The organism is Clavibacter vidaverae, from assembly GCF_047529985.1.
GTDB lineage: Bacteria > Actinomycetota > Actinomycetes > Actinomycetales > Microbacteriaceae > Clavibacter > Clavibacter nebraskensis_A.
In genome coordinates, this window is the sequence record NZ_JBLJAM010000002.1 from 541,880 (window position 1) to 566,414 (window position 24,535).

26 protein-coding genes and 1 tRNA gene are annotated in these 24,535 nt (G+C 73.2%); 9 read left to right on the plus strand and 18 right to left on the minus strand.

The features are described from left to right. Nucleotides 1–118: 118 nt before the first annotated feature. The 4 genes from groL to ACMT9T_RS15295 all read right to left on the minus strand — a co-directional run bounded on the left by groL (nucleotide 119) and on the right by ACMT9T_RS15295 (nucleotide 3,296). Nucleotides 119–1,738 (minus strand): chaperonin GroEL, encoded by a 1,620-nt coding sequence (gene groL / locus ACMT9T_RS15280; protein WP_045529447.1) that lies wholly within the window; start codon nucleotides 1,736–1,738, stop codon nucleotides 119–121. Nucleotides 1,739–1,928: 190 nt separating this feature from the next. Continuing rightward, complete coding sequence (locus tag ACMT9T_RS15285) at nucleotides 1,929–2,147, minus strand: cold-shock protein (RefSeq protein WP_414746347.1); 219 nt, start codon at nucleotides 2,145–2,147, stop codon at nucleotides 1,929–1,931. 212 nt (nucleotides 2,148–2,359) lie between these two features. Then, nucleotides 2,360–2,932: a LytR C-terminal domain-containing protein gene (locus tag ACMT9T_RS15290; RefSeq protein WP_414746348.1), complete on the minus strand. Its 573-nt coding sequence runs from the start codon at nucleotides 2,930–2,932 to the stop codon at nucleotides 2,360–2,362. 34 nt (nucleotides 2,933–2,966) lie between these two features. Next, entirely contained in the window at nucleotides 2,967–3,296 is a 330-nt protein-coding gene (locus ACMT9T_RS15295; RefSeq protein WP_414746349.1) for a DUF3263 domain-containing protein, read from the minus strand. A 236-nt stretch (nucleotides 3,297–3,532) separates the two neighbouring features. Here ACMT9T_RS15295 and msrB point away from each other — a divergent pair, with 236 nt between their 5' ends. Then, nucleotides 3,533–3,934 (plus strand): peptide-methionine (R)-S-oxide reductase MsrB, encoded by a 402-nt coding sequence (gene msrB / locus ACMT9T_RS15300; RefSeq protein WP_116056251.1) that lies wholly within the window; start codon nucleotides 3,533–3,535, stop codon nucleotides 3,932–3,934. Between the two features lie 5 nt (nucleotides 3,935–3,939). Continuing rightward, nucleotides 3,940–4,533, plus strand: a complete 594-nt coding sequence (locus ACMT9T_RS15305; RefSeq protein WP_414746411.1) for a nitroreductase family protein — start codon at nucleotides 3,940–3,942, stop codon at nucleotides 4,531–4,533. A gap of 19 nt (nucleotides 4,534–4,552) precedes the next feature. Here the strand turns inward: ACMT9T_RS15305 and ACMT9T_RS15310 are convergent. Both ACMT9T_RS15310 and ACMT9T_RS15315 read right to left on the minus strand, forming a co-directional pair. Further along, nucleotides 4,553–4,625, minus strand: a tRNA-Thr gene (locus ACMT9T_RS15310). Nucleotides 4,626–4,666: 41 nt separating this feature from the next. Further along, a complete protein-coding gene (locus ACMT9T_RS15315) occupies nucleotides 4,667–5,578 on the minus strand; it encodes a DsbA family protein (RefSeq protein WP_414746350.1) in 912 nt (303 codons plus the stop codon). 313 nt (nucleotides 5,579–5,891) lie between these two features. Here ACMT9T_RS15315 and ACMT9T_RS15320 point away from each other — a divergent pair, with 313 nt between their 5' ends. Together ACMT9T_RS15320 and ACMT9T_RS15325 are read left to right on the plus strand one after the other, a co-directional pair. Then, complete coding sequence (locus tag ACMT9T_RS15320; protein ID WP_414746351.1) at nucleotides 5,892–6,992, plus strand: ABC transporter ATP-binding protein; 1,101 nt, start codon at nucleotides 5,892–5,894, stop codon at nucleotides 6,990–6,992. Between the two features lie 97 nt (nucleotides 6,993–7,089). Next, nucleotides 7,090–8,394: a DUF4032 domain-containing protein gene (locus tag ACMT9T_RS15325; RefSeq protein WP_053775166.1), complete on the plus strand. Its 1,305-nt coding sequence runs from the start codon at nucleotides 7,090–7,092 to the stop codon at nucleotides 8,392–8,394. A 72-nt stretch (nucleotides 8,395–8,466) separates the two neighbouring features. Here ACMT9T_RS15325 and rlmB read toward each other — a convergent pair whose 3' ends face one another. The 4 genes from rlmB to ACMT9T_RS15345 form a co-directional block, all read right to left on the minus strand. Next, entirely contained in the window at nucleotides 8,467–9,525 is a 1,059-nt protein-coding gene (rlmB, locus tag ACMT9T_RS15330; protein ID WP_414746352.1) for a 23S rRNA (guanosine(2251)-2'-O)-methyltransferase RlmB, read from the minus strand. Further along, nucleotides 9,515–10,969, minus strand: coding sequence for a cysteine--tRNA ligase (cysS, locus tag ACMT9T_RS15335; RefSeq protein ID WP_414746353.1), 1,455 nt, complete (start codon nucleotides 10,967–10,969; stop codon nucleotides 9,515–9,517). Before cysS ends, rlmB begins: the two co-directional genes overlap by 11 nt. Nucleotides 10,970–11,051: 82 nt before the next feature. Beyond that, nucleotides 11,052–12,284: a 2-C-methyl-D-erythritol 4-phosphate cytidylyltransferase gene (ispD, locus tag ACMT9T_RS15340; RefSeq protein WP_414746354.1), complete on the minus strand. Its 1,233-nt coding sequence runs from the start codon at nucleotides 12,282–12,284 to the stop codon at nucleotides 11,052–11,054. 43 nt (nucleotides 12,285–12,327) lie between these two features. After that, complete coding sequence (locus ACMT9T_RS15345; RefSeq protein WP_414746355.1) at nucleotides 12,328–12,810, minus strand: CarD family transcriptional regulator; 483 nt, start codon at nucleotides 12,808–12,810, stop codon at nucleotides 12,328–12,330. Nucleotides 12,811–12,975: 165 nt separating this feature from the next. Here ACMT9T_RS15345 and ACMT9T_RS15350 point away from each other — a divergent pair, with 165 nt between their 5' ends. Further along, a complete protein-coding gene (locus tag ACMT9T_RS15350) occupies nucleotides 12,976–13,542 on the plus strand; it encodes a hypothetical protein (protein ID WP_414746356.1) in 567 nt (188 codons plus the stop codon). A gap of 83 nt (nucleotides 13,543–13,625) precedes the next feature. On the opposite strand, the gene ACMT9T_RS15355 is transcribed toward ACMT9T_RS15350, so the two are convergent. Beyond that, nucleotides 13,626–14,306 carry a response regulator transcription factor gene (locus tag ACMT9T_RS15355; RefSeq protein ID WP_086514252.1) on the minus strand — a complete coding sequence of 227 codons (681 nt, stop codon included), beginning with the start codon at nucleotides 14,304–14,306 and terminating at the stop codon, nucleotides 13,626–13,628. Beyond that, nucleotides 14,303–15,466, minus strand: coding sequence for a sensor histidine kinase (locus ACMT9T_RS15360; protein WP_414746357.1), 1,164 nt, complete (start codon nucleotides 15,464–15,466; stop codon nucleotides 14,303–14,305). Before ACMT9T_RS15360 ends, ACMT9T_RS15355 begins: the two co-directional genes overlap by 4 nt. Nucleotides 15,467–15,674: 208 nt before the next feature. Here ACMT9T_RS15360 and phoU point away from each other — a divergent pair, with 208 nt between their 5' ends. Then, nucleotides 15,675–16,328: a phosphate signaling complex protein PhoU gene (gene phoU / locus ACMT9T_RS15365; protein WP_015491088.1), complete on the plus strand. Its 654-nt coding sequence runs from the start codon at nucleotides 15,675–15,677 to the stop codon at nucleotides 16,326–16,328. Nucleotides 16,329–16,429: 101 nt separating this feature from the next. Here the strand turns inward: phoU and ACMT9T_RS15370 are convergent, their stop codons facing one another. Beyond that, complete coding sequence (locus ACMT9T_RS15370; RefSeq protein WP_167603812.1) at nucleotides 16,430–17,185, minus strand: phosphoglyceromutase; 756 nt, start codon at nucleotides 17,183–17,185, stop codon at nucleotides 16,430–16,432. A 35-nt stretch (nucleotides 17,186–17,220) separates the two neighbouring features. Here ACMT9T_RS15370 and ACMT9T_RS15375 point away from each other — a divergent pair, with 35 nt between their 5' ends. Then, on the plus strand, nucleotides 17,221–18,039 hold the full coding sequence (locus tag ACMT9T_RS15375; protein ID WP_414746358.1) for a class I SAM-dependent methyltransferase: 819 nt from the start codon (nucleotides 17,221–17,223) through the stop codon (nucleotides 18,037–18,039). A 23-nt stretch (nucleotides 18,040–18,062) separates the two neighbouring features. Here the strand turns inward: ACMT9T_RS15375 and ACMT9T_RS15380 are convergent, their stop codons facing one another. The 5 genes from ACMT9T_RS15380 to ACMT9T_RS15400 all read right to left on the minus strand — a co-directional run bounded on the left by ACMT9T_RS15380 (nucleotide 18,063) and on the right by ACMT9T_RS15400 (nucleotide 22,859). Continuing rightward, complete coding sequence (locus tag ACMT9T_RS15380) at nucleotides 18,063–19,382, minus strand: hypothetical protein (protein ID WP_414746359.1); 1,320 nt, start codon at nucleotides 19,380–19,382, stop codon at nucleotides 18,063–18,065. Between the two features lie 187 nt (nucleotides 19,383–19,569). Next, nucleotides 19,570–20,691: an FUSC family protein gene (locus ACMT9T_RS15385; protein WP_414746360.1), complete on the minus strand. Its 1,122-nt coding sequence runs from the start codon at nucleotides 20,689–20,691 to the stop codon at nucleotides 19,570–19,572. Further along, the gene (gene ygfZ / locus ACMT9T_RS15390) at nucleotides 20,675–21,832 is read right to left on the minus strand and encodes a CAF17-like 4Fe-4S cluster assembly/insertion protein YgfZ (protein ID WP_414746361.1); all 1,158 of its coding nucleotides are present in this window, start codon (nucleotides 21,830–21,832) and stop codon (nucleotides 20,675–20,677) included. The genes ACMT9T_RS15385 and ygfZ overlap by 17 nt, the downstream gene beginning before the upstream one ends. Then, the gene (locus ACMT9T_RS15395) at nucleotides 21,822–22,421 is read right to left on the minus strand and encodes a heme-binding beta-barrel domain-containing protein (RefSeq protein WP_414746362.1); all 600 of its coding nucleotides are present in this window, start codon (nucleotides 22,419–22,421) and stop codon (nucleotides 21,822–21,824) included. Before ACMT9T_RS15395 ends, ygfZ begins: the two co-directional genes overlap by 11 nt. A gap of 171 nt (nucleotides 22,422–22,592) precedes the next feature. After that, complete coding sequence (locus ACMT9T_RS15400; protein ID WP_414746363.1) at nucleotides 22,593–22,859, minus strand: hypothetical protein; 267 nt, start codon at nucleotides 22,857–22,859, stop codon at nucleotides 22,593–22,595. 53 nt (nucleotides 22,860–22,912) lie between these two features. Here ACMT9T_RS15400 and ACMT9T_RS15405 point away from each other — a divergent pair, with 53 nt between their 5' ends. Then, nucleotides 22,913–23,605 (plus strand): response regulator transcription factor, encoded by a 693-nt coding sequence (locus tag ACMT9T_RS15405; RefSeq protein WP_116056266.1) that lies wholly within the window; start codon nucleotides 22,913–22,915, stop codon nucleotides 23,603–23,605. Beyond that, nucleotides 23,574–24,488 (plus strand): mycothiol synthase, encoded by a 915-nt coding sequence (gene mshD, locus ACMT9T_RS15410; RefSeq protein WP_414746364.1) that lies wholly within the window; start codon nucleotides 23,574–23,576, stop codon nucleotides 24,486–24,488. Before ACMT9T_RS15405 ends, mshD begins: the two co-directional genes overlap by 32 nt. Nucleotides 24,489–24,535: the final 47 nt, after the last annotated feature.

Here is a 24,535-nt window from a genome sequence, read left to right on the forward strand (position 1 = left end):
CCGGGACGGCGGGCAGGCCCCGGGCACGACGAAGCGGGCGGCCCCGATGAGGGACCGCCCGCTTCGTCGTGCTGGTCGTGCAGGTGGGCCGGAGCGCTGCCGCTCCGGCCCGGTCGGACTAGAAGTCCATGCCACCCGTGGGGTCGCCGGCCGGAGCCGGGTTCTTCTCGGGCTTGTCGGCGACGACCGCCTCGGTCGTGAGGAACAGACCGGCGATGGACGCGGCGTTCAGCAGGGCCGAGCGCGTGACCTTCACCGGGTCGTTGATGCCCGCGGCGAGCATGTCGACGTACTCGCCCGTGGCGGCGTTGAGGCCGTGACCCGAGGGGAGGTTGCGGACGCGCTCGGCGACGACGCCGGGCTCGAGGCCCGCGTTGAGGGCGATCTGCTTGAGCGGAGCGTCGACCGCGACGCGGACGATGTTCGCGCCCGTCGCCTCGTCGCCCTCGAGCTGGAGCTTCTCGAACGCGAGCTTGCCGGCCTGGATGAGGGCGACGCCACCACCGGCGACGATGCCCTCCTCGACGGCGGCCTTCGCGTTGCGGACGGCGTCCTCGATGCGGTGCTTGCGCTCCTTGAGCTCGACCTCGGTCGCCGCGCCGGCCTTGATGACCGCCACGCCGCCCGCGAGCTTCGCGAGGCGCTCCTGGAGCTTCTCGCGGTCGTAGTCGCTGTCGGTGTTGCCGATCTCGTTGCGGATCTGCTGCACGCGGGCCGCGATCTCGGTGGCGTCGCCGCCGCCCTCGACGATCGTGGTCTCGTCCTTGGTGATGACGACCTTGCGGGCCGTGCCGAGCAGGTCGAGGGTGACGTTCTCGAGCTTGAGGCCGACCTCCTCGGCGATGACCTGGCCGCCGGTGAGGATCGCGATGTCCTGCAGCTGCGCCTTGCGACGGTCGCCGAAGCCGGGGGCCTTGACGGCGACCGACTTGAAGATGCCGCGGATCTTGTTCACGACGAGCGTGGCCAGGGCCTCGCCGTCGACGTCCTCCGCGATGATGAGGAGCTGCTTGCCCGACTGGATGACCTTGTCGACGATCGGCAGCAGGTCCTTGATGTTCGAGATCTTCGAGTTGACGATCAGGATGTACGCGTCCTCGAACACGGCCTCCTGGCGCTCGGGGTCGGTGACGAAGTACTGCGACAGGTAGCCCTTGTCGAAGCGCATGCCCTCGGTGAGCTCGAGCTCGGTGCCGAAGGTGTTCGACTCCTCGACGGTGACGACGCCCTCCTTGCCGACCTTGTCGATCGCCTCGGCGATGATGGCGCCGATGGTGGCGTCCCCGGCGGAGATGGACGCGGTGGCGGCGATCTCCTCCTTGGTCTCGATCTCCTTCGCGGCGGACTTGAGCTCCTCCGTGACGGCCGCGACGGCCTTCTCGATGCCGCGCTTGAGGCTGATGGGGTCGGCGCCCGCGGCGACGTTGCGGAGGCCCTCGCGGACCAGCGCCTGCGCGAGGACGGTCGCGGTGGTCGTGCCGTCACCGGCGACGTCGTCGGTCTTCTTGGCCACCTCCTTGACGAGCTCCGCGCCGATCTTCTCGAACGGGTCGTCGAGCTCGATCTCCTTGGCGATGGAGACACCGTCGTTCGTGATGGTGGGGGCGCCCCACTTCTTCTCCAGGACGACGTTGCGGCCACGCGGGCCGAGGGTCACGCGGACCGCGTCGGCCAGGATGTTCAGGCCGCGCTCGAGGCCGCGGCGGGCTTCTTCGTCAAAAGCGATGATCTTAGCCATGTGTATCTCTCGTCCCTCCCGGACGTCAGGAAAAAGGCAGTCGTCTAGCACTCCCCGTGAGGGAGTGCCAGGGACGATTCTGGCACTCGCCCTACGGGAGTGCAAGCGAGCCGCTCACAGGCGGGAGCGCTCCGGGGGAACGACGCGACGCCGCCGCCCGCGTGGGCGACGGCGTCGTGACGATGTCCTCCTAGGCCAGCGTGACGTTCTCGGCCTGCAGGCCCTTGGAGCCCTGGCCGATCTCGAAGGCGACGCGCTGCCCCTCCTCCAGGACCTTGTACCCGGACATCTCGATGGCCGAGTAGTGGACGAAGACGTCCTGCTGGGCCGCTCCGCCCTCGACGGGGTCGACGGTGATGAACCCGAACCCCTTCTCCCCGTTGAACCACTTCACGGTGCCGTTGGCCATGTGCTTCTCCATGTGCGACTGCGCGGTGTCGGGGGCGCGGTGCCGCCACCCCCGGGTCGACCGCGGAGCCCTGCATCGACCCCGCGCCACGCCCTCGGGAACTCACAGCGCGCAGCACCTGGTACGCGACGGGCGTGCGACCAGGCAGCACGATATCCAGGGCGCGCGATCCGCGGTCGGGTTCCTCCACGGCCGCCGCGCGGGCGCGCCGGCTAGCCGCGCGCCGCGTAGTCGGAGCCGAGCACCGCGGTGAGCCGGGCCGCCGTCGCGGGCGCCGTGCCCTCGGCGGGACGGAACTGGTCCGACTGCTGCACGTCGCCGACGCCCAGCGCCGCGACGAGCCCGCGCGCGGCGCCCTCGTCCGCGTCGTCGTAGTAGTAGACGGTCGTGGTGGTGATGTCCGACGTGCTGGCGTTCACGCGCGACCCGACCTTCCACCCGGCCTTCTCGAGCACCGTGGAGGCCCGGGCGGAGAGGCCCGAGGTCCGCGTGCCGTTGAGCACGGTCACGACCATGCCGGGGACGGTCGTCGGCGCCGCGGTGGGCTCCTCGGTGGGGGTGGGTTCCGCGGAGGAGGAGTCGCTCGGGATGATGTCGGTGAACGAGACGCGGTCGTCGATGACGAAGAGGCCGACGACGCCGAGGCCCACGAGGAGGCCCGTGGCGAGGGCGGCCCAGGCGAAGGCGCGGAAGCGGTGGTGCCGGGGACGCGGCGCGCGGTGGGCGCCCACGCGGCTCAGATCGCCGGGGACCTCGTCGAAGCGGTCGGGAGCGTGGGAGGGCATGGCGGGTCTCGTGTCTCCTCGGTGGGGCGCGGGGTCAGCGCGCGGTCGGACGGTGCGCGAGACCGGCGGGCAGGGCGCGGGCGGCACGGGCCGCGGCGCGCGTCTCGCGGAGGCGCAGGAGGCGCCCCACGAGCAGGGGATCGTAGGCGAGGGCCTCGCGCGTCTCGAGCAGGGCGCCGAGCAGCTGGTAGTAGCGGGTGGCGGAGAGGCCGAAGGCCTGTCGGATGGCCTCCTCCTTGGCGCCGGCGTGACGCGTCCAGTCGCGCTCGAAGTCGAGCACGGCGCGGGCGCGGTCGTCGAGCTGGGCCTCGGGCCGTCGCTCGACCGCAGGGGCGGTCGCGGGGCGGGTCTCGCGCTGGTCCACGGCGTGCTCCTTCCCCGACATCCCCCACATACTAGGTGCGCCTCCCTGGGCGCCACGCGCACGCGCACGGGGTGTCCGACCCCGTCCCCGACGGCCTCGGCGGGGCCCGGGTCCCGCCCGGGTGCCCGGCCGCGCGTTCCCCGTGTGGAGGAATCCACGGGGCGTCGCAGCGGTTGACCCTGGAGGCGCGCTGGGACGCCGCCCCTAGGATCGACCAGCGAGAAAGGACCCGCACCATGGCCTACGAGATCGAGAAGACCGACGACCAGTGGCGTCAGGAGCTCTCCCCTGAGGAGTACGCGGTGCTGCGCCAGCAGGCCACTGAGCGCCCCTGGACCGGCGAGCTGCTGGACGAGGAGCGCACCGGCGTGTACGGCTGCAAGGCCTGCGGCGCCGAGCTGTTCACGAGCGACACGAAGTTCGACTCCCACTGCGGGTGGCCGAGCTTCTACGCGCCGAAGGAGAGCGACGCGGTCAAGCTGTACACGGACACGAGCCTCGGCATGAAGCGCGTCGAGGTCGTCTGCGCCCGCTGCGGATCCCACCTCGGGCACGTCTTCGACGACGCACCCCAGACCCCCACCGGCGACCGGTTCTGCATGAACTCGGTCTCCATGTCGTTCCGCACCGCGGAGTGACCGACGTGCCGCGGCATCGGGCGGGCGGCGACGCCGACCCGTCCGGGCCCGGCACCCCCGGACCCGTTCTCCGGGCGCTGCGCGGTCGGCGCTCGCGCTCCTCCGTGGGCGAGGCTGCCCCGAGCCACGAGGACCTCGTGCCGCTCGTGGAGGCCGCGTCCCGGCTCGCCGACCACGGCGGCCTGCGGCCGTGGCGGGTCATCGAGATCCGCGGCGGCGCCCGCGACCGGCTCGGTGCCGCCATGGACGAGGCGGCGGGCGACCCCGGATCCGGCAAGCACCGCAAGAAGACCCACCGCGCGAGCCTGCTCGTCGCCGTGGTCGCGTGCGTCGCGCCGAGCCGCAAGGTCCCGGACTGGGAGCAGGAGGCGGTCGCCGCGGGCGTGGCCCACGCGCTCACGCTCCTGCTCGAGGAGCAGGGGTGGGGTGTCTTCTGGCGCACCGGATCGCTCACCCGCAGCGACGCGGTGCGGAGGATGCACCGCCTCGGCGACGGCGAGGAGCTCCTCGGCTGGCTCTACGTCGGCGACGCGGCGCCGGACGGCAAGGGCCCCCGGTCGACCGTCGACGGCGACCGGATGATCACGGTCCTCGACTGATCCGTCGGCTCCGTCTCGGAGCCGGCCACGGGACTCGAACCCGTAACCGCCGCATTACAAGTGCGGTGCGCTACCAATTGCGCCAGGCCGGCCGACGGCCCTCGCGGGCCGTCGATCCATCATAGGAGCCGCGCTACGGAGCGGTCGTCGGCGTCTCGGACGGCTCGGGCTCGGGCGTCGGCGTCGCGTCCTGGCCCGCGGCCTGGAGCACGAAGGCCGCGAAGGCCTTCGCGTCGTCGGGCTGGCCCGTGTACTGCCGGTCCCCCACGACGATGACGGGTGCGCCCACGACCTTCGCCACGTTCGAGTCGGGGATCTTGCCGTCGAGGACGCGATCCGTCGCGGAGTTCACCCACGACTGGAAGCGCTGCTCGGACACGCACTTGGAGACGTCGGCGGACGCGGCCCCCGCCTGGGAGGCGAGCTCGACGAGCCGGTCGTCGCTGAGGCCGGTGCTCTGCTCGGCCGGCTGCTCCGCGAAGAGCGCGGAGTTGAAGGCCCAGAAGTCGTCGGGCGAGGAGTCGGCGACGCACGCGGCGGCGTTGGCCGCGCGCATGGAGTAGGCCTGCGACTTGCTCGTGAGGATGGCGACGGGGTGCACCTCGACGGTGGCCGCTCCGGACTGCAGCCAGCCCTCCATCTGCGCGCCGTTCGTGTCCTGGAACTCCTTGCACGCGGTGCAGAGGTAGTCGACGTAGACGCGGATGTGGGCGACCCCGGCCGACTGCGAGGCCGTGGGGACGGGCTCCTGCTCGGGGTCGAGGGCCTGCGTGGGGGCGGCGGCGAGGCCCTTGCCGATGAGGATCCCGTCGCTCGCCATGTTCTGCGGGCCGGGGCCGGCGGGCCGCGCGCCCTGCGAGACGATGAGTCCCACCACGACGACGACGGCGACGAGGGCGACCGCGATGCCGCCGCGGACGAGGCCGCGCGCCGCGACGTCGCGGCGACGCTGCTTCATGCGGTTGAGCCGGGCCTTCTCGCGCGCCGCCTCCCGGCGTCGACGATGACCGCCGTGCTGTTCGTGCGCGGGCGGCGTGCTGCTCATGGATCCTCGCTCCGGGGATGGGATGTCGGGCGCGGGCGGGCTCCCGCACGACCTCAGGACTCTAGGCGGCCAGTCTGGGAAAGCGGTGACGCGGCCTTGACGAGGAGGTCGTCCCGCCGACGATACAGGTCGCGGCGCCCTCGTCCTCGGGTGAGGAATAGCCGCCGATCCGCATCGTGCCGGGTATCCCGCCGTGCACCCGCGTGCAATACTCATCGGGTGGTCGTCGTCGCCCACAGCGATGAGCCATGAGCATCACATCCATCACCACGGATCGTCGGGCACGTACCTGCCCGTGAAGGAGAACACCGAAATGGCATCTGTAACTTTCGACAAGGCCACGCGCCTGTACCCGGGCTCCACCCGCCCGGCCGTCGACCAGATCGACCTGGAGGTCGCCGACGGCGAGTTCCTCGTCCTCGTCGGCCCGTCCGGCTGCGGCAAGTCGACCACCCTCCGCATGCTCGCGGGCCTCGAGGAGGTCAACGACGGCAACATCTTCATCGGCGAGCGCAACGTCACGGACGTCCCGCCGAAGGACCGCGACATCGCGATGGTCTTCCAGAACTACGCGCTCTACCCGCACATGACGGTGGCCGAGAACATGGGCTTCGCGCTCAAGATCGCGGGCGTCGGCAAGGACGAGCGGGCCACCCGCGTCCTCGAGGCCGCCAAGCTCCTCGACCTCGAGCCCTACCTGAGCCGCAAGCCCAAGGCCCTCTCCGGCGGCCAGCGCCAGCGCGTCGCCATGGGCCGCGCCATCGTGCGCCAGCCGCAGGTGTTCCTCATGGACGAGCCGCTGTCGAACCTCGACGCCAAGCTCCGCGTCCAGACCCGCACGCAGATCGCGTCGCTCCAGCGCCGCCTCGGCGTCACGACGGTCTACGTCACCCACGACCAGACCGAGGCCCTCACAATGGGCGACCGCATCGCGGTCCTCAAGGACGGCGTCCTCCAGCAGGTCGGCACCCCGCGCGACCTGTACGAGAAGCCGCAGAACGTCTTCGTGGCCGGATTCATCGGCTCGCCCGCGATGAACCTCTTCACCGCGAACGTCGTCGACGGCGGCGTGCAGTTCGGCTCCGCCGTGGTGCCCGTCGAGCGCGACGTGCTCACGCACGCCACGGGCGGCTCCGTCACCATCGGCGTGCGTCCCGAGGACGTCGTCGTCAGCACCTCGCAGGGCCAGGGCCTCTCGGTCACGGTCGACCTCGTCGAGGAGCTCGGCGCGGACGGCTACCTCTACGGCCACACCGACATCGAGGGCAAGCGCACCGACCTGGTCGCGCGCGTCGACGGCCGCCTGCACCCCAACGCCGGTGACACCGTCTTCATCACGCCGCAGCCCGGTCACCTCCACGCCTTCGACGCCGAGAGCGGCCTCCGCCTCAACGCGCCCGTCGCCGCGAGCTGACACCGCACCACCGCACGTCCGCTGCCGCGGTCCCGCGCTCCCCTCGGAGCGCCGGGGCCGCGGCAGCTCCTTTTCCCCGTTCAGGTAGGGTCGCACCATGGCCGGATCCCTGAACATCACCTCGGCGACGGTCGATCCCGCGCTCCTCGACCTGCCCTGGCAGCTGCCGCTCGACGAGTGGCCCTCCTCCGCGATCGCGACCCTGCCGAAGGGCATCTCGCGGCACCTCGTGCGCTTCGCGAACCTGTCCGGCTACGTCATCGCCATCAAGGAGACGACGGACGAGATGGCCCGCGGCGAGTACGACATGCTGCGGACGCTCCAGCGGCTCGAGATCCCGTGCGTGGAGCCCGTCGCCGTGATCACGAACCGCACGGACGAGGACGGCGACCCGCTGAAGTCGGTGCTCGTCACGCGGCACCTCAAGTTCTCGCTCCCCTACCGCGCGCTCTTCTCGCAGCAGCTGCGGCCGGACACCGCGACGCGCCTCGTCGACGCCCTCGCCGTCCTCCTCGTGCGGCTGCACATGATCGGCTTCTTCTGGGGCGACGTCTCGCTCTCGAACACGCTCTTCCGTCGCGACGCCGGCGCCTTCGCCGCGTACCTCGTCGACGCCGAGACCGGCAAGCTCTTCAACGGCGGCCTATCCAACGGCCAGCGCGAGAACGACCTCGAGATCGCCCGCGTCAACATCGCCGGCGAGCTCATGGACCTCGAGGCCGGCGGCCGGATCGAGGAGGGCCTCGACCCGCTCGAGACCAGCACGCGCATCGTCGCGCAGTACCGCACGCTCTGGAAGGAGCTCACGGGCCGCGAGGAGTTCCCGACCTCGGAGCGCTGGCGCATCAACGAGCGCGTCGACCGCCTCAACGACCTCGGCTTCGACATCGAGGAGCTCGCGATCCGGACGACCGCGGAGGGCTCGCAGGTGCGGATCCAGCCCAAGGTCGTGGACGCCGGGCACCACCAGCGCCGGCTGCTGCGCCTCACGGGCGTCGACGCGCAGGAGAACCAGGCGCGTCGCCTGCTCAACGACCTCGACTCGTACACGGCGACCTTCGACAAGCAGGACCTCGACGAGGAGATGGTCGCGCACGAGTGGCTCGCCCGCGTCTTCGAGCCCGTCGTGCGAGCGATCCCGCGGGATCTCCGCGGCAAGCTGGAGCCCGCCGAGGTGTTCCACCAGCTGCTCGAGCACCGCTGGTACATGTCGCAGAAGCTGAGCCGGGACATCCCGCTCGCCGAGGCCGTCACCGCCTACGTGCAGGACATCCTCCGCCACCGCCGCGACGAGGCGACGGTCATCGACCCGCCGACCGAGTCGATCGGCGTCATCGAGGACGAGTCGGACGTGCCGATCACCGAGGCCGAGGCGGCGGAGGACTGGCGCACCAAGGTCTGATCCCGCAGCGCGCGTGTCCAGGACGACGACGAGCCGGGACCCTCGGGGTCCCGGCTCGTCGTCGTCGTGGGGCTACTTGCGGCGGGCCGCCGCGCGGAGCTTGCCGATCTCGTAGAGCGTGACGCTCGCCGCGATGCCCGCGTTGAGCGACTCGGTGGAGGCGCCGATCGGGATGGAGACGATCGTGTCGCAGGTCTCGGTGACGAGGCGCGACAGGCCCTTGCCCTCGGATCCGACGACGACCACGATCGGCCGGTCGGCGAGCGTGAACTCGTGCAGCGACATGTCGCCGCCGCCGTCGAGGCCGACCACGAAGACGCCGCGCTGCTTGAGCGCCTTCAGCGTCTGCGTGAGGTTCGACGCCATGGCGACGGGCGTGCGCGCGGCGGCGCCGGCCGACGTCTTCCACGCGCTGGCGGTGAGGCCGACCGAGCGGCGCTGCGGCACGATCACGCCGTGGCCGCCGAACGCGGCGACCGAGCGGATGATGGCGCCGAGGTTCCGCGGGTCGGTGATGCCGTCGAGCGCGACCATGAGCGGCACCTGGCCGCGCGAGATGGTCTTGTCGAGCAGCTCGATCGCGTCCGCGTACTCGTACGGCGGCACCTTGAGCGCGAGGCCCTGGTGCACGGCGTCGTGGCCGGCGATGCGGTCGAGCTCGGGGCGCATGACCTCGAGCACGGGGATCCCGCGCCCGGTGGCGAGCGACAGCACCTCCTTGACGCGGTCGTCGTACTCGATGCGCGAGGCGATGTAGAGCGCGGTCGCGGGGATCTTGGCCCGGAGCGCCTCGACCACCGAGTTGCGGCCGGTGACGACCTCGGACTCGTCCTGCTGCTTGGCGCGGCGGGCGCGCGGGGCGTCGGCCGCCGCGGGGCGGTCGGTCGCACGGGCGCGCGGCGGGGCGGAGCGCTCGGTGCGCTCGTCGCGGCCGCGGCTGGCGCCCGCGGACGCCGCCTCGTAGCGGTCCTTCGCGGCCTTGCGCTTGCCGGCGGGGTGGTACGGGCGGTCCTCGGCCTTGGGCGTGGGCTTCTTGCCCTCGAGGGCCTGCCGGCCCTGCCCGCCGGAGCCCTTGAGCGGGCCCTTCTTGGTCTTGCGTACCGCGCCTGATCGGCTGGGCTTATTCGCCATCGATGCTCCAATGCGACCCGCCGGGCGAGTCCTCTATCGTGATGCCGGCCTCGGCCAGCTCCTGTCTGATGCGGTCGGCGAGGGCGAAGTCCCTGGCCTCCCGCGCGGTCTGTCGCTCGGCGATCCGGTGCTCGACCAGCGCCTGCAGCGCACGGCGCGCGGGCTGGTCGGACGCGGTGCGCCACTCGTCGGCGAGCGGGTCGATGCCGAGCACGGCCACCATCGCGGAGACGTCCGCGCGCTGGGCCGCGGCCTCCTGGAGGTCGCCGGCGTCGAGGGCGGCGTTGCCCGCGCGGACGGCGTCGTGCAGCACGGCGAGCGCCTGCGGGACGCTGAGGTCGTCGTCCATGGCCTCGGCGAAGGCGTCGGGCACGACGGCGGGCGAGCCGTCGGCGGAGGCGGGCGCGGCCTGGAAGCGCGTGCCCGCGAGGCGGCGGGCGCTGCGGTCGAGGAACGTCTCGATGCGGTCGAGCGCGGCCTCGGCCTCGGCGAGCGCGCCGTCGTGGAACTCGAGGGTGGAGCGGTAGTGCGCGGATCCCAGGAAGTAGCGGACCACGACCGGGCGCGCGGAGGCGAGCAGGTCGGCCGCGTACAGCGAGTTGCCGAGCGACTTGCTCATCTTCTGTCCGGCGACGGCGACGAGGCCGTTGTGCAGCCAGTAGCGCGCGAAGGGATCCCCCGCGGCCCGCGACTGCGCGAGCTCGTTCTCGTGGTGCGGGAAGCGGAGGTCGAGGCCGCCGCCGTGGATGTCGAACTCGGCGCCGAGGTAGCGCGTCGACATGGCCGAGCACTCGATGTGCCACCCCGGACGGCCGGCGCCCCACGGCGCGGGCCACGACGCGCTCGCGGGCTCGCCCGGCTTGGCGCCCTTCCAGAGGGCGAAGTCGCGCACGTCGCGCTTGGCGCGCGGATCCGCGTCGGCGGCCGCCTCCATGTCGGCGGCGCGCTGGCGCGTGAGCTCGCCGTACTCGGGCCAGGACGCGGTGTCGAAGTAGACGTCGCCGGATCCGTCGTCGGCCGGGTAGGCGTGCCCGCGCTCCACGAGGCGCGCGATCAGCGCCTGCATCTCGCCGATGCTCGCGGTGGCGCGGGGCTCGTAGCTGGGCGGGAGGATCCCGAGGGCGGCGTAGGCGCGCGAGAACTCGAGCTCCACGCGGTAGGCGAGCGCCCACCACTCCTCCGTGCCGCCGGCCTCCTGGCCGCGTCGCGCGTTGTCGATGACCTTGTCGTCGATGTCGGTGACGTTGCGGACGAGCGTGACGTCGAGCCCGCGGTGGGTGAGCCAGCGACGCAGCTGGTCGTAGGCGAGCGCGCTGCGGAGGTGGCCGATGTGCGGCGCGGACTGCACCGTGGGACCGCAGACGTAGATGCCGACCCTGCCGTCGACGAGGGGCACGAAGTCCCGCAGGGACTGCGTCCGGGAGTCATGGAGGCGCAGGGTCACACACAGATCCTAGTCAGCGCGCCTCCGCGCCCCCGCCGGATGACAGGGGCGCGGGCGGCGTCCCTGCCGGGCGGCGTCGCGGTCAGGTGCGCTCCACGAGGGCCGTCGCGACCGCCGCGACGCCGTCGCCCCGACCGGTGAAGCCGAGCCCGTCGGTCGTGGTGCCGGCGAGCGAGACGGGTGCGCCGACCGCGGCCGACAGGATCCGCTCGGCCTCGGCCCGCCGCGGCGACAGCTTGGGGCGCACGGCCATGACCTGCACGGCGACGTTGACGATCGAGAACCCGGCCCCTCGGACGAGCTCCGCGGTGCGCCGCAGGAAGACCTCGCCGTGCGCGCCGTCGAGCTCCGGGTCGTCGGTGCCGAAGATCCCGCCGATGTCGCCGAGGCCCGCCGCGGACAGGAGCGCGTCGCACATCGCGTGGCTCACGGCGTCGCCGTCGCTGTGGCCCGCGAGGCCCGCCTCGCCCGGCCAGTGCAGGCCCGCGAGCCAGAGCGGCTGCGTCGCGTCGACCGCGTGCACGTCGGTGCCGATGCCGGAGCGGAGACGCGAGGCGGCGGATCCCGTGCCAGCGGCCCGCGCGACGAGCTCCTCCGCGCGGCGCAGGTCCCACGCCGTGGTGACCTTGAACGCGAGCGCGTCGCCGGGGATCACGCGGACGTCCCCGCCCGCGGCCTGGAAGAGGGCGGCGTCGTCGGTGTGCTCGGCGGTCGCCGCCGCGTACGCCGCATCGAGCGGGCCGCGGGGGAAGCCCTGCGGGGTCTGGACGCCGACGAGGTCGCTGCGGTCCACCGTGCCGAGGCACTCCCCCGCGGGGTCGACGCGCTTGATCGTGTCGGTGACCGGCAGGCCCGGCACGACACCCGCCCCCTGGTCGCGGACGGCCTGCGCGACCCGGGCGAAGAGGGCGGTGGGGGTGAGCGCGCGGGCGGCGTCGTGCACGAGGACCGTGTCGACGGATCCGGCCAGCGCCGCCAGCCCCGCGCGCACCGAGCCCTGCCGGGTCGCGCCCCCGACGGCCACCGCGACGGATGCGCGGGCCGCGCCCGCGACGGCGTCCACGACGGCCGCGGTCTCCGCCAGGTGCGTGTCGGGCGCGACGACGACGACGTGCGCCTCCTCCGCGAGGGCGAGGACGGCGCCCAGGGACCGCGCGAGCAGGGTCGCGCCGCCGACCTCGACGAGCGCCTTCGGGATCCCGGCGCCCAGGCGGGTGCCGCTACCGGCCGCGACCACGACGACGCCGAGCAGGGGGCCGCCGGCGGACCCGTCCTCGGTCGCGCGGGCGGACGGGACGACGGGCTCGTGGCTCATGCGGTCAGGCTACCGGCGGCGGCGCGCGCCGACCGCGGGCGGGTCAGGACGCGAGGACCTCGTCGAGCAGCGTCGCCGCGTGCTCCTCGTCGGTCTTCTCCGCGAGGGCCAGCTCGCCCACGAGGATGCCGCGCGCCTTCTGCAGCATGCTCTTCTCGCCGGCGGACAGGCCGCGGTCCTGGTTGCGGCGCCACAGGTCGCGCACGACCTCGGCCACCTTCAGCACGTCGCCCGACGCGAGCTTCTCGAGGTTCGCCTTGTAGCGCCTGGACCAGTTGGTGGGCTCCTCGGTGAACTCGGCCCGCAGGACCTCGAACACGCGCTCCACGCCCTCGCGTCCGATCACGTCGCGCACGCCGACCATGTCGACGTTCTCCGCCGGGACCTCGATCTGCAGCCCGCCCTGGTTGACGTCGAGCTTGAGGTACAGCTTCTCCTCGCCGCGGATGACGCGCTTCTTCACCTCGATGATGGTCGCCGCCCCGTGATGCGGGTACACGACGGTCTCGCCGACCTCGAAGATCATGGACTCCCCGTTCCTCAGACTGCCGTCCAGGCTACCAGCCGGGTCCCGCGCGCCGGCGGGCGGTCGCGCGGCAGCGCATCCCGTAGGCTGGGCGGGTCAGCTGATCCACGCGCGGACGCCCCCGGACGCCCCGGACGCCGGCCCGTGCAACAACCGGAGGGTCCCGTGAGAGCGCGTACCGCATCGTCCATCGTCCTCGCGGCCCTGATCGCGGTCGGCACGTCGTCCTGCACCTTCATCACGCCCCAGGCCACCCGCATCTCCTACTTCCCGAGCGACGGCTTCGACGCGACGGTGGGCGACGTCGAGGTGCGCAACGCCATCCTCCTGTCCGAGGGCGGATCCGCGGCGGGCGCGAGCCTCGTCGTCACGCTCGTCAACAACTCCGGCGACAGCCAGCGCGTCGCCTTCCAGCACGAGACCACCCCCGGCGGCACCGACCGCGAGACCCGCACCGTCACGGCGGCGCCCGGCCTCACGAAGTTCGGCGCCGAGGACTCGCAGCGCATCGTCTTCGACTCGGTCGACCCGACCCCGGGCTCGCTCACCAAGATCTACATCCAGTACGGCGACGCCGAGGGCGTCGAGATGGACGTCCCCGTGCTCAACGGCGACCAGGAGACGTACACGAACCTCGTCCCCGGCGAGACCGGCTCCACGCCCGACACGAAGGTCACCACGACCCCCGGCACGACCGAGGGCGACGAGGGCCTCGAGGACGACACGAACTGATCCGCTGCCGGCCTCGCCGGCGCACGACGAAGGCCCCGCCCCTCGAGGGACGGGGCCTTCGTCGTGGGCGCCGGCGCCGGCGGCTACGCCTCGAAGCGGTAGCCGAGCCCGCGCACGGTGACGAGCAGCACGGGGTCGGAGGGCTCGCGCTCGATCTTGGAGCGGATCCGCTTGATGTGCACGTCGAGCGTCTTGGTGTCGCCGAAGTAGTCGGAGCCCCACACCCGGTCGATGAGCTGGCCGCGCGTGAGCACGCGCCCCGCGTTCCGCAGCAGCAGCTCGAGCAGCTCGAACTCCTTCAGCGGCATCGCGATCTCGCGCCCGTCGACCTCGACCGTGTGGCGCTCCACGTCCATGCGGACGGAGCCCACCTCGAGCACGTTGAGCGGCTCGTCGTCGACCTCGACCCGGCGGCGGAGCACCGCGCGGATCCGCGCCAGCAGCTCGCGCGTCGAGTACGGCTTCGTCACGTAGTCGTCGGCGCCGAGCTCGAGCCCCACGACGATGTCCACCTCGGAGTCCTTGGCGGTGAGCATGATGATCGGCACGGCCGAGCGCGTGCGGATCTCCCGGCACACCTCGGTGCCGGGCAGGCCCGGGAGCATGAGGTCGAGCAGGATGAGGTCGGCGCCGTCCTTGTCGAACGCGGCCACCGCGGCGGGGCCGTCCTCGACGACGTCGACCTCGTAGCCCTCGCGCTGGAGCAGGAAGGCGAGCGGCTCGCTGAGCGACGCCTCGTCCTCGACGAGCATGATGCGTGTCACGTGGGTTCTCCGATGTCCGTACCGGCGAGCGCCGGGGTCTGCGATGCCTCGGGGAGGCGGATGGTGAAGGTGCTGCCGCGGCCGGGCCTCGACCAGACGCGCACGTCGCCGCCATGATTCTGCACGACGTGCTTGACGATGCTGAGCCCGAGCCCCGTGCCCCCGGTGTCGCGGGCGCGGGCCTGGTCGACGCGGAAGAACCGCTCGAAGATCCGGCCCTGCTCGTCCTCGGGGATGCCGATGCCCTGGTCCGTGACCACGATCTCCACGGCGCCGTCGTCGACCATGACGCCGATGCCGACGCGGGATCCGTCGGGCGAGTAGTTGACCGCGTTGCTCAGCAGGTTGTGCACCGCCACCACGAGGAGCGCCTCGTCGCCGTAGACCGTGGAGCGCGAGCGCTTGCCGCGGGCGAGCTCGATGCCGCGGAGCTCCGCGCCGAGGTGCACCTGGTCGAGCGCGACGCTGATCACGTGGTCCACGTCGACGGGCTCCGCCTTCTCCAGCGCGTTCGACGCCTCGAGCCGCGACAGCTCGATGATCTCCTGCGTGATGCGCGCGAGCCGGGCCGACTCCGTGGTGAGCCGGGCGGCGAAGCGCCGCACCTGCACGGCGTCGTCGGCGCACGAGTCGAGCGCCTCCGCGAGCAGGCCCACCGCGCCGATGGGCGTCTTCAGCTCGTGGCTGATGTTGGCCACGAAGTCGCGGCGCACCTGGTCGAGCCGGTGCGACTCCGTGCGGTCCTGCGCGAGGAGCAGGACGTAGCGCGTGCCGAGCCGGGCGACGCGCACGTGCATCTGGAACTCGGCCGCGCCGAACGGGCCGCGCGCGAGCGACACCTCCTCGGCCATCGGCTCGCCGGACCGGCGCACGCGGTCGACCATGGACACGAGCTCGGGGTGCACGAGGGCCTGGTGGAAGACGAGGCCGGACGAGATCGCGCCGGGCGAGGCCTTCATGACGTTGTTGGACGGGTCGAGCACGATGCCGGCCGACTCCAGCGCGTCGAGCACCTGGTCGACGCCGTCCGGGACGACCGGGTTGGTGATCTCGACGGCACGGTCGCCGCGGTCCGCCGCGTGGTGCAGCAGCCACACGAATCCCGCGCCGACCGCCAATCCGATGAGGAGGCAGACGAGCACCAACGCACCGGTGTCCATGGGCCCAGACTAGGAGACCGCGCGTGGGCCTCCCGGCCGTCCGACCGCCCGCTGCGGGGCACGGAGCCGCGAATTCAGCTCGCCGGCACCGTGCGTTAACCTCGCATGACCAGAGTCGTCAGGACGTGGACCCGTCACCCGGGGTCCGCCGTGCCCGAGAACCACCCCGCCCCTCCTGCAGCGGGGCGGCCTGAAAGGACGTCCCCCCATGCGCGAAGTGTTCCAGCAGGAGCTCCACGAGGTCCAGGAGCGTCTCATCGAGATCTCCGCGCTCGTCGCCATCTCCATCGAGAACGCGACCCGGGCGTTCAACGAGTCGAACGTCAGCCTCGCCGAGACCGTCATCGAGCAGGACCGCCGCATCGACGAGCTCGCCACGAGCCTCGACGAGCTGGCCATCAACATCCTCGCCCGCCAGCAGCCGGTGGCCCGCGACCTCCGCATCGTGGTGAGCGCGCTCCGCATCAGCGCGTCGCTCGAGCGCATGGGCGACCTCGCCGAGCACATCGCGCAGCTGTCGCGCTACCGCTTCCCGGACAAGGTGGTGCCGAAGTCGCTCCGCCCCACGTTCCTGGAGCTCGGCCAGCTCGACGTCGCCATCGCCCGCAAGCTCACCGACCTCCTCACCACCGAGGACGCGAAGCTCGCCGAGGAGATCCGCAACGACGACGACCGCATCGACGAGCTGCACCTCAGCGTCTTCGACAAGGTGCTCGGCGAGACCTGGAAGGGCGCGGCCGTCGACACGGTCGACTCCACCCTGGCCAGCCGCTACCACGAGCGCTTCGCCGACCACGCGGTGTCCATCGCCAAGACCGTGCAGTACCTCGCGACCGGCGACTGGGTCCAGGCCGACGCCTGATCCGCGCCCGCCGGCCCCGCGCCGGCCCGCCGCCCCGCGGTGAGACGACGAGAGCCCGACCGGATGATCCGGTCGGGCTCTCGTCGTACGTGCGGGAGGCGCTACTTCTTGGAGCCCTGCGCGGCCACGGCCGCGGCGCCCGCGGCGGCCGCCTCGGGGTCGAGGTACTCACCGCCGGGGACGATCGGGCGGAAGTCCTCGTCGAGGCGGTAGACGAGCGGGATGCCGGTCGGGATGTTGAGCTCGGCGATGTCCGCGTCGGAGATGCCGTCGAGGTGCTTCACCAGCGCGCGCAGCGAGTTGCCGTGCGCGGTGACGAGCACGGTGCGGCCGGACGCGAGGTCGGGCTGGATGTCCGACTCCCAGTACGGCAGCATGCGCTCGATGACGTCCTTGAGGCACTCGGTGCGGGGCAGCGCGTCGCCGAGGTCGGCGTAGCGCGGGTCGCGGGACTGCGAGTACTCGTCGTCGTCGTCGATGGGGGGCGGCGGCACGTCGAACGAGCGGCGCCAGGTGGCGAACTGCTCGGGGCCGTACTCGGCGAGGGTCTGCGCCTTGTCCTTCCCCTGGAGCGCGCCGTAGTGGCGCTCGTTGAGGCGCCAGGTGCGCTGCACGGGGATCCACGAGCGGCCGGCGCGCTTGAGCGCGATGTTCGCGGTGTCGATGGCGCGGATGAGGACGGAGGTGTGCAGCACGTCGGGGAGGATGCCGGACTCGGCGAGGAGCTCGCCGGCGCGCTGGCCCTCCGCGACGCCCTGCTCGCTCAGCTCGACGTCCACCCATCCGGTGAACAGGTTCTTCTGGTTCCAGTCGCTGTTGCCGTGACGCAGCAGCACGAGGGTGCGGGGTTCAGCCATGCCGCCAGCCTATCGAGCGATGGGAGACTGGACCCATGCCGGGCGCCGCCTCCCCCGTCGGCTCCGTCACGCGCGGGACGACCAACACGAACCGCCTCCGGCGCGTGGACAGGTGGATCCGGACCCTCGACTCCCTGCGCACCGCCGAGGCCCCGCTCGTCGTCGACCTCGGCTACGGCGCCAGCGGGATCACGGCGCTCGAGATGCACCGGCGGCTGCGGGAGGCCCGGCCCGACGTGCGCGTCGTCGGCATCGAGATCGAGCCGGGACGCGTGGCGCGCGCCCGGGAGCAGCTCGCGGCGTGGCCCGACCCCGGGGCGCGGGAGCGCGTGTCGTTCGCGCGCGGCGGCTTCGAGGTGCCGCTGCCGGGCGGCGAGCGGGCGACCGTGATCCGCGCGTTCAACGTGCTGCGGCAGTACGACGAGGCGGAGGTGCCGGCCGCCTGGGACCGCATGACGACGCGGCTCGCGCCCGGCGGATCCGTGGTCGAGGGCACGTGCGACGAGATCGGCCGGGTCGCGAGCTGGGTCGACGTGCGCCAGGACGGACCCCGGAGCCTCACGATCTCGCTGCGGCTGGCCGGCCTCGAGCTGCCGTCGATCGTGGCGGAGCGCCTGCCGAAGGCGCTCATCCACCGCAACGTCCCCGGCGAGCGCGTGCACGAGGTGCTCGCCCTGCTCGACCGGAGCTGGATCCTCAGCGCCCCGCTCGGCGTGTACGGCCCGCGGCAGCAGTGGCTGGGCGCCGTCGAGCGGATGCGCGACGCGGGCGTCCCCGTGGAGGGCAGGCACGCACGCTGGCGGCTCGGCGAGCTGACGGTGCCGTGGTCGGCGGTGGCGCCTGCCGCCGGCTGACCGCGGAGGCCGACACCCGAGGATCAGGCCGGCAGCCGGAGGACGTCCGCCACGTCCCACCGCGATCCGGGGAGGTCCGCATCCAGGTTCACGGCGGTCGGGGCGGTGGTCCCCGACATCCCCGGCATGCCGCTCATCCCGGGCATGCCCGCGGCGTGCTGCATCATCGCGCCGGAGGGCACCGACGAGTCCGTGCTGCGCATCGGCTCCACGGTGGTCCCGCCCGCACCGCAGGGGACGGTCACGTCCACGGTCGCCCGATGCGCGGTCTCGTCCATGCTCACGACGCGGACCGACATGCCGTGTCGCAGGTCCGCCTCGTCCCCCGGCAGGAGGCGCTCGGCCATGACGGAGGTGTCCCCCGGTCGCACCGCGATGGAGGTGGCCTCCGGATACAGGGGATCCGTCCGCGACAGCTGGACGCCGGACGGGCGGATGTCGTCCCCCGCCCACGGGGACTCCGTCGCACCCGGGTACTCCTGGCCGTCGACGACGTCGCGGTACTGCACGAACCAGCTCACCGCCGGGTCTCCCGGATCCGCCCACGAGATGATCCGCTGCGCGTCGAAGCCGCCCGACATGGTGCTGATCGTGATGCGGCGCGCGCTCCCGCACGTGGGCACGACGCGGTGCGAGATCAGCCCCAGCCGATCGAGCGTTCCGGCGGTGAAGGGCAGGAAGGTGTGCGCGCGGCCCATGAGGTCGGCGTCGTTCCCGTACTCGTCGCGGACGCATGAGGCGGGCATGGCACGCTCGTCGTAGTCCCACGAATCGGAGCAGCTGACCGACGACGCGTGGAACAGGGACATGTTGTGGCCGAGCTCATGGGCGAGGGCGGTCGGGATCTCCTGGGCGATGAACGCGAAACCCCCGGCGTTCGCGCCCGACCCCTCCGTCCCCCTCGAGGCCTGCGCGCACGCGCTGTTCTGCGGCACCAGCGCCATGAGGTGCTTGTCCGGCCCGGGGGTGAAGCCCGAGAACCGGGCCGCGAAGTCGTGGATCGACTCGAAGTCGTCGCAGCGCACGCTGGGATCGTCGGTGACCTGCCAGTCGCTGATCGACTCCGCATGGATGCGCACGCGTCCGTCCGTCTCGTTCGCGTAGTAGGCGTCGGCCCGCTCCAGATCGGCCGCGACCTTCTCCGGCGTGTAGTTCGTCGGGATCCCCTCCGGCGCGACGAGGACGGCCGTCACCTCCTCCACCGCGGCCTGCCCGTTCGGGGTGGCGGCCATCACCCGATAGGGCGCAGGCCCCCGGGCCGCGGCGTCCGCCGAGGACGCGGTGGACGCAGTGAGGGCGATCGCCGCCAGCGTGCAGACGAGGATCGGGCGGGTGATGCGCATGGTGGGGCCTTTGTCTGGTCCGCCGGGGCGGAGGGGAGGGGGATCCGACGAGCCGCCGGAGGATCACCTCGGCGGGCGGGCGGTCGTCGCGCGTGCCCGCCCGCGCGGACGGCGTCGCCGCGTTCGAGCAGACCGTAGCGTTCGCCAGACGACCGTCGAGCGGAGCCCGCACAGTCGGCTGGGTGCCTCAGACCTCGGGCAGCGCGGCGCGCGCCGCATCTGCGTCGACGCCCGCCGCGACCTGCAGGTCGACGAGGAGCGGCCGCAGCAGCATCACGAGCATCACCTCGCCGACGGGGGCGCCGGGGATGAGCTCGCGGGGATCCAGCCGCACGGCGACGAGCACGAGGTTCTGCTGGGCGAGCGGCGCGGCCGACGGGTCGGACAGGCTCTGCCCGAGGAGGTTCACGCCGTTCGACACGGTGGCCAGCAGCTCGGCGAGCACCGGCCGCCGCACGCCGTCGACCACGAGGAAGTCGATGCGGCGCGAGATGACCCGGAGGTTCCGCACCGCGAGGTCCATGCCGTCGAGCACGCGCCGCTGGGCGCGCAGCTCCGGCAGGTGGCGACGGAGGAAGGGCGAGATGCGCGCGATCGAGAGGGCCGAGTCCGCCGCGGCGCTCCACGCGTCGACGAGCGGCTGGGTGCGCCGGAGCCGGTCGAGCGCCCGGTCGGCGGCCGTCGCGTCGCCGAGCCGCAGCGCGGTGACGAGCGAGGTGAGCGCGTACGAGCACTCGGAGAACACGCGGCGGGCCTCGCGGATGGCCTGCCTGCGCGGATCCCGCGGGATGAGCGCCGTCGCGAGCAGCGCGACCGCGCCACCCACGAGCCCGTCCACGCTGCGCACGAACACGCCGCCGGGCGGCGCGGGCAGGAGCGCGACGAGGACGGCCTGCACCCCCGCGGCCACGGCGAACGCGGAGTTCGACGACAGCAGCCGCGCCACGAGCAGCGTCGCCAGGATGATGACGAACAGCTGCCACGCGCCCCGCCCGATCCCGAGCAGCAGCACCTCGCTCAGCGTGATGCCCACGGTCATGCCGATCGCGGTCTCGAGCACGCGCACCGGGCGCGCGTCGCGCACGAAGCCGAGGCTCGTGATGGTGACGGTCGTCGCGAGCAGCGGGGTGTCGTGGCCGAGGACGTGGTGCGCGAAGGCCCACCCAGCCGTGGCCGCGATGGCGATCTGGAGGGCGGCGGGCGCGGATCCCCACAGCCGCAGGAGCGCGGCCCGCGGATCCGCCCGGTGCCTCAGGGTGCGGGCGGCACGGGCCGAGCGCTCCCGCGCGCGCTCAGCGGCGGACCGCACCGAGCCGGGGCAGGCGGGGGACGTCGGCGGAGCGGCCGGCGTCGGTGGGCACGATGACGTCCTGCATGGCCTGCACGCGCACGTCGTCGGCGACGACCTCGAGCTGCGCGGCGGGATCCACGTTGCGGCGGACGACCGCGAGCGCGACCGGCCCGAGCTCGTGGTGCAGGGCGGAGGAGGTGACGGATCCGACGACCTCGCCGGGCGCTCCGTCGGCGTCAGCGGGGAGCCGCACGTCGGATCCGGCGCCGGGCAGGACCGCGTCCGACCCGTCGAGCTGCAGCAGCACGAGCCGGCGCGGCGGACGGCCGAGGTTGTGCACCTTGGCGACCGTCTCCTGCCCGCGGTAGCAGCCCTTGCTGAGGTGCACGGCGCTGCGCAGCCAGTCGAGCTCGTGCGGGATGGTGCGGTCGTCGACCTCGGTGGCGAAGCGCGGCCGCCACGCGGCGATCCGCAGGGCCTCGGCCGCGAGGACGCCCGCGACGGGCAGGTCGCCGGACCCGACCCGCGCGGCGAGCGCCGGCAGCTCGGAGCGGAGCACGAGGCGCTCGCTCCAGCTCCAGCCCTCGCCGGGGTGCGGCGACGCGGCCGCGTACTGGTGGCCGCCGGACGCGACGTGCGCCCACGGGTCCCGCCACACGAGCGGCACGCCCGCGGGCGCGGCGACGGGGAGGTCGGGCTCGCCCAGCGTGCCGATGACCGCGAGCTCGGCCGTGCGGTCGGCGGGCTCGACGCGCAGCATGAAGCGCATGCGCTGCAGGTAGGCGAGCAGGGCGGGCGCGTCCGCGGCGCCGAGCAGGAGCCACGTGGACGTCCCGTCGTCGAGCACGCCGACCGCGTGCTCGAGGCGGCCGTTCTGGTCGAGGAAGAGCGTCTCGGCCGAGTCGCCGGGCGCGAGGCCGCGGAGCGACTGGCTGGTGATGGAGTCGAGCCAGGTCAGCCGGTCCTCGCCCGTGACGGAGAGGACCGCCCGGTGCGAGAGGTCGACGATCGCCGTGCCCGCGGCGAGCGCGCGCTGCTCCTGCACCAGCGAGCCGTGGTGCGCGGGGACGCCCGCGTCGGGTCCTCCGGCGTCGGCCGCGACGGCGCCCGGCAGGTCGAGGAACGGGGAGCGGGAGACGGGATCCGGGTCAGTCGACATGCGCCACCCGCCCGGAGGCGTGCGTGCGCAGCGGCTGGCCGAGCGCCGCGATGTCCCACGCCCAGAGCAGGTCGCGCTCGACGAGGCCGTAGAGGCGCGTGGCGCCCGTGTACTCCTTGGCGCCCTCGGTGCGCATGACCGCGTCCGTGGCGAGGTCGATGCGCGCGCTCTTCACCTGGCCGACGTAGAGCTCGCTGACGCCGCCCGGGTGCACGAGCGCGACCTCGACGTCGAAGCCGCCGTCCGCGTTGCGGAGCGTCTCGACCTCGTCGGCCGTCGTGAAGGGACGCTGCCCCGTTGGCGGCAGCATGGCCGGGCCCGGGTCACCGTCGGTGACGCGGCGGCGCAGGCGCCAGTAGCCGGTCTCGGTCACGAAGGGGACGGGGCCGTCGTCACCCTCGACCCACGCGTAGGAGGAGTAGTTGAGGTGCGGGAGGCCGTCGTGGCTGAAGCTGATGCGCTGCCCGAACTCGCGGCGGACGACCTCGTCGCCCACGGTGTACTCGACGACGCCGGAGCCCTCCCAGACCCCGAGGAGCCAGGACAGCGGGACGAGCTCGGCGGGGAGGCCGGTCGGGATCTCGATCATGCGGCGCGCGGTCAGCGCTGGCCGCGGAAGAGGTTGTACACCACGACGAGCGACACCCAGCCGATGGAGAGGCTCGCCAGGACCAGCAGTCCGGTGAAGAGGAGTTCCAGAGCAAGCAGCGACGACATGGCCTCAATCTACCCCACGGGCGGCCGCCGCAGGCCTGCCGGATCAGGCGGAGGCGGGCAGGAGCAGCACGACCGCGGTGGCCGCGGCGAGCACGAGCACGGCCCCCACGACGCTGCCGACGGCGCGGTCGACGAAGCCGGTCTTGCGGGGCAGCGCCAGCTGGATCACGAAGGTCGCGACCACGCACGTCGCGAGCACGAGCGGGAACCACCGCGGGGCGGCGTCCGGCCCGACGGCGACAGACACCACGACCGCGCCGACGACGGCGGCCAGCCAGACGGGGACGAGGCTGCGCAGGGGGGAGGTCACCCGCCAATCCTGCCCCACGTATCATGGGGACAATTCATCCATGGAGGATCCCTGTGGCCCAGCTGTTGATCCTGACCTCGTCCGCGGACACCGACGTGCTCCCGGCGCTCGGGCTCCTCAGCCACCGCACGCGCCACATCCAGGCGGATGCCGCCAGCCTCGTGAATGCCCCCGCGGCCGACCTCGTGCTCGTGGACGCGCGCCGCGACCTCGCCAGCGCCAAGTCCCTCTGCAAGATCCTCACGACCACGGGCGGCGGCACGCCGCTCATCCTCGTGCTCACCGAGGGCGGCCTCACCGCGGTCAGCGCCGACTGGGGAGCGACCGACGTGATCCTCGACTCGGCCGGCCCCGCGGAGGTCGACGCGCGCGTCCGCCTCGTCATCGGCCGCGCGGCGCAGGAGCACACGGGCAGCAAGATCCAGGCGTCCGGCGTCGTCATCGACGAGGCCAGCTACTCCGCCAAGGTGCACGGCAAGCCGCTCGACCTCACCTTCAAGGAGTTCGAGCTGCTCCGCTTCTTCGCGAGCCACCCGTCGCGCGTCTTCACGCGCGAGCAGCTGCTCAGCGAGGTGTGGGGCTACGACTACTTCGGCGGCACGCGCACGGTCGACGTGCACGTGCGGCGCCTCCGGGCCAAGCTCGGCGACCTCGAGTCGCTCATCGGCACGGTGCGCAACGTCGGCTACCGGTTCAACGTGTACGAGGAGGACAGTGAGCGCGTTCCCGCCCCCGCAGGAGCCTGAGGCCCCGCGCGTCGACCGGGTCGACGCGACCCCCGACGCCGTCCGCGGGATCCTCGCGCTCGCCGACCGCGCCCGCGAGGCCGACGGGCCCGCGCCCTTCAACGAGCAGACGCGCCTGACCCTGGGCGCCGACGACGGGCCGGCCGCGCTCGTCGTCCGCGGGGAGGACGACCGCCCGGTCGGCGCGGCCGTCGTCGCGCGCGGCGACGGCGGCCTCGAGGCCGAGCTCGTCGTGGATCCGGCCCACCGCCGCCGAGGCGTCGGGCGCGCGCTCCTCGACACCGTGCTCGCGGACGCCGCGGGCTCCCCCGTCTCGGTCTGGGCGCACGGCGACCACCCGGCCGCGCGCGCCCTGGCCGCCGCCACCGGGCTCGACCGGGCCCGCGAGCTGCTGCAGCTGCGCGCGTCGGTCACGGAGGCGCGCGCCGGCCTCGGCGAGCGCCCCCTGCCCGCCGGCCTCGCGCTCGCCTCCTTCTCCCCCGACGACGCCGACGACTGGGTCGCGCTCAACGCGCGCGCCTTCGCGAGCCACCCGGAGCAGGGCCGCATGACCCGCGGCGACCTCGACGACCGCGTCGCCGAGCCCTGGTTCGACCCGGCCCTGCTGCTCCTCGCCCGCGACGCGGACGGCCGACTCGCCGGCTTCCACTGGCTCAAGGTCGAGGGCGACGAGGCCGAGGTCTACGTGCTCGGCGTGGATCCCGACCGCGCCGCCCGCGGGCTCGGCTCCGCGCTCCTCGCGGCCGGCCTCGACGCGCTCGCCGCGCGCGGCCACCAGGAGGTCGACCTCTACGTCGAGGCCGACAACGCGCCCGCTCTCGCGCTCTACCGCCGAGCCGCGTTCCGGGACGCCGCGGTCGACGTCCAGTACCGCCGGGCCTGATCCCCGCGCCTCCCCCGGCGCTCCCCCGATGCGGTTCACCGTGCGTT

Excerpts from the sequence above, each read along its gene's own strand:
- groL (WP_045529447.1), bottom strand. The coding sequence starts at position 1,738 with ATGGCTAAGATCATCGCTTTTGACGAAGAAGCCCGCCGCGGCCTCGAG.
- ACMT9T_RS15285 (WP_414746347.1), bottom strand. The coding sequence starts at position 2,147 with ATGGCCAACGGCACCGTGAAGTGGTTCAACGGGGAGAAGGGGTTCGGG.
- ACMT9T_RS15290 (WP_414746348.1), bottom strand. The coding sequence starts at position 2,932 with ATGCCCTCCCACGCTCCCGACCGCTTCGACGAGGTCCCCGGCGATCTG.
- msrB (WP_116056251.1), top strand. The coding sequence starts at position 3,533 with ATGGCCTACGAGATCGAGAAGACCGACGACCAGTGGCGTCAGGAGCTC.
- ACMT9T_RS15315 (WP_414746350.1), bottom strand. The coding sequence starts at position 5,578 with ATGAGCAGCACGCCGCCCGCGCACGAACAGCACGGCGGTCATCGTCGA.
- ACMT9T_RS15320 (WP_414746351.1), top strand. The coding sequence starts at position 5,892 with ATGGCATCTGTAACTTTCGACAAGGCCACGCGCCTGTACCCGGGCTCC.
- ACMT9T_RS15325 (WP_053775166.1), top strand. The coding sequence starts at position 7,090 with ATGGCCGGATCCCTGAACATCACCTCGGCGACGGTCGATCCCGCGCTC.
- rlmB (WP_414746352.1), bottom strand. The coding sequence starts at position 9,525 with ATGGCGAATAAGCCCAGCCGATCAGGCGCGGTACGCAAGACCAAGAAG.
- ispD (WP_414746354.1), bottom strand. The coding sequence starts at position 12,284 with ATGAGCCACGAGCCCGTCGTCCCGTCCGCCCGCGCGACCGAGGACGGG.
- ACMT9T_RS15345 (WP_414746355.1), bottom strand. The coding sequence starts at position 12,810 with ATGATCTTCGAGGTCGGCGAGACCGTCGTGTACCCGCATCACGGGGCG.
- ACMT9T_RS15360 (WP_414746357.1), bottom strand. The coding sequence starts at position 15,466 with ATGGACACCGGTGCGTTGGTGCTCGTCTGCCTCCTCATCGGATTGGCG.
- phoU (WP_015491088.1), top strand. The coding sequence starts at position 15,675 with ATGCGCGAAGTGTTCCAGCAGGAGCTCCACGAGGTCCAGGAGCGTCTC.
- ACMT9T_RS15370 (WP_167603812.1), bottom strand. The coding sequence starts at position 17,185 with ATGGCTGAACCCCGCACCCTCGTGCTGCTGCGTCACGGCAACAGCGAC.
- ACMT9T_RS15375 (WP_414746358.1), top strand. The coding sequence starts at position 17,221 with ATGCCGGGCGCCGCCTCCCCCGTCGGCTCCGTCACGCGCGGGACGACC.
- ACMT9T_RS15380 (WP_414746359.1), bottom strand. The coding sequence starts at position 19,382 with ATGCGCATCACCCGCCCGATCCTCGTCTGCACGCTGGCGGCGATCGCC.
- ygfZ (WP_414746361.1), bottom strand. The coding sequence starts at position 21,832 with ATGTCGACTGACCCGGATCCCGTCTCCCGCTCCCCGTTCCTCGACCTG.
- ACMT9T_RS15395 (WP_414746362.1), bottom strand. The coding sequence starts at position 22,421 with ATGATCGAGATCCCGACCGGCCTCCCCGCCGAGCTCGTCCCGCTGTCC.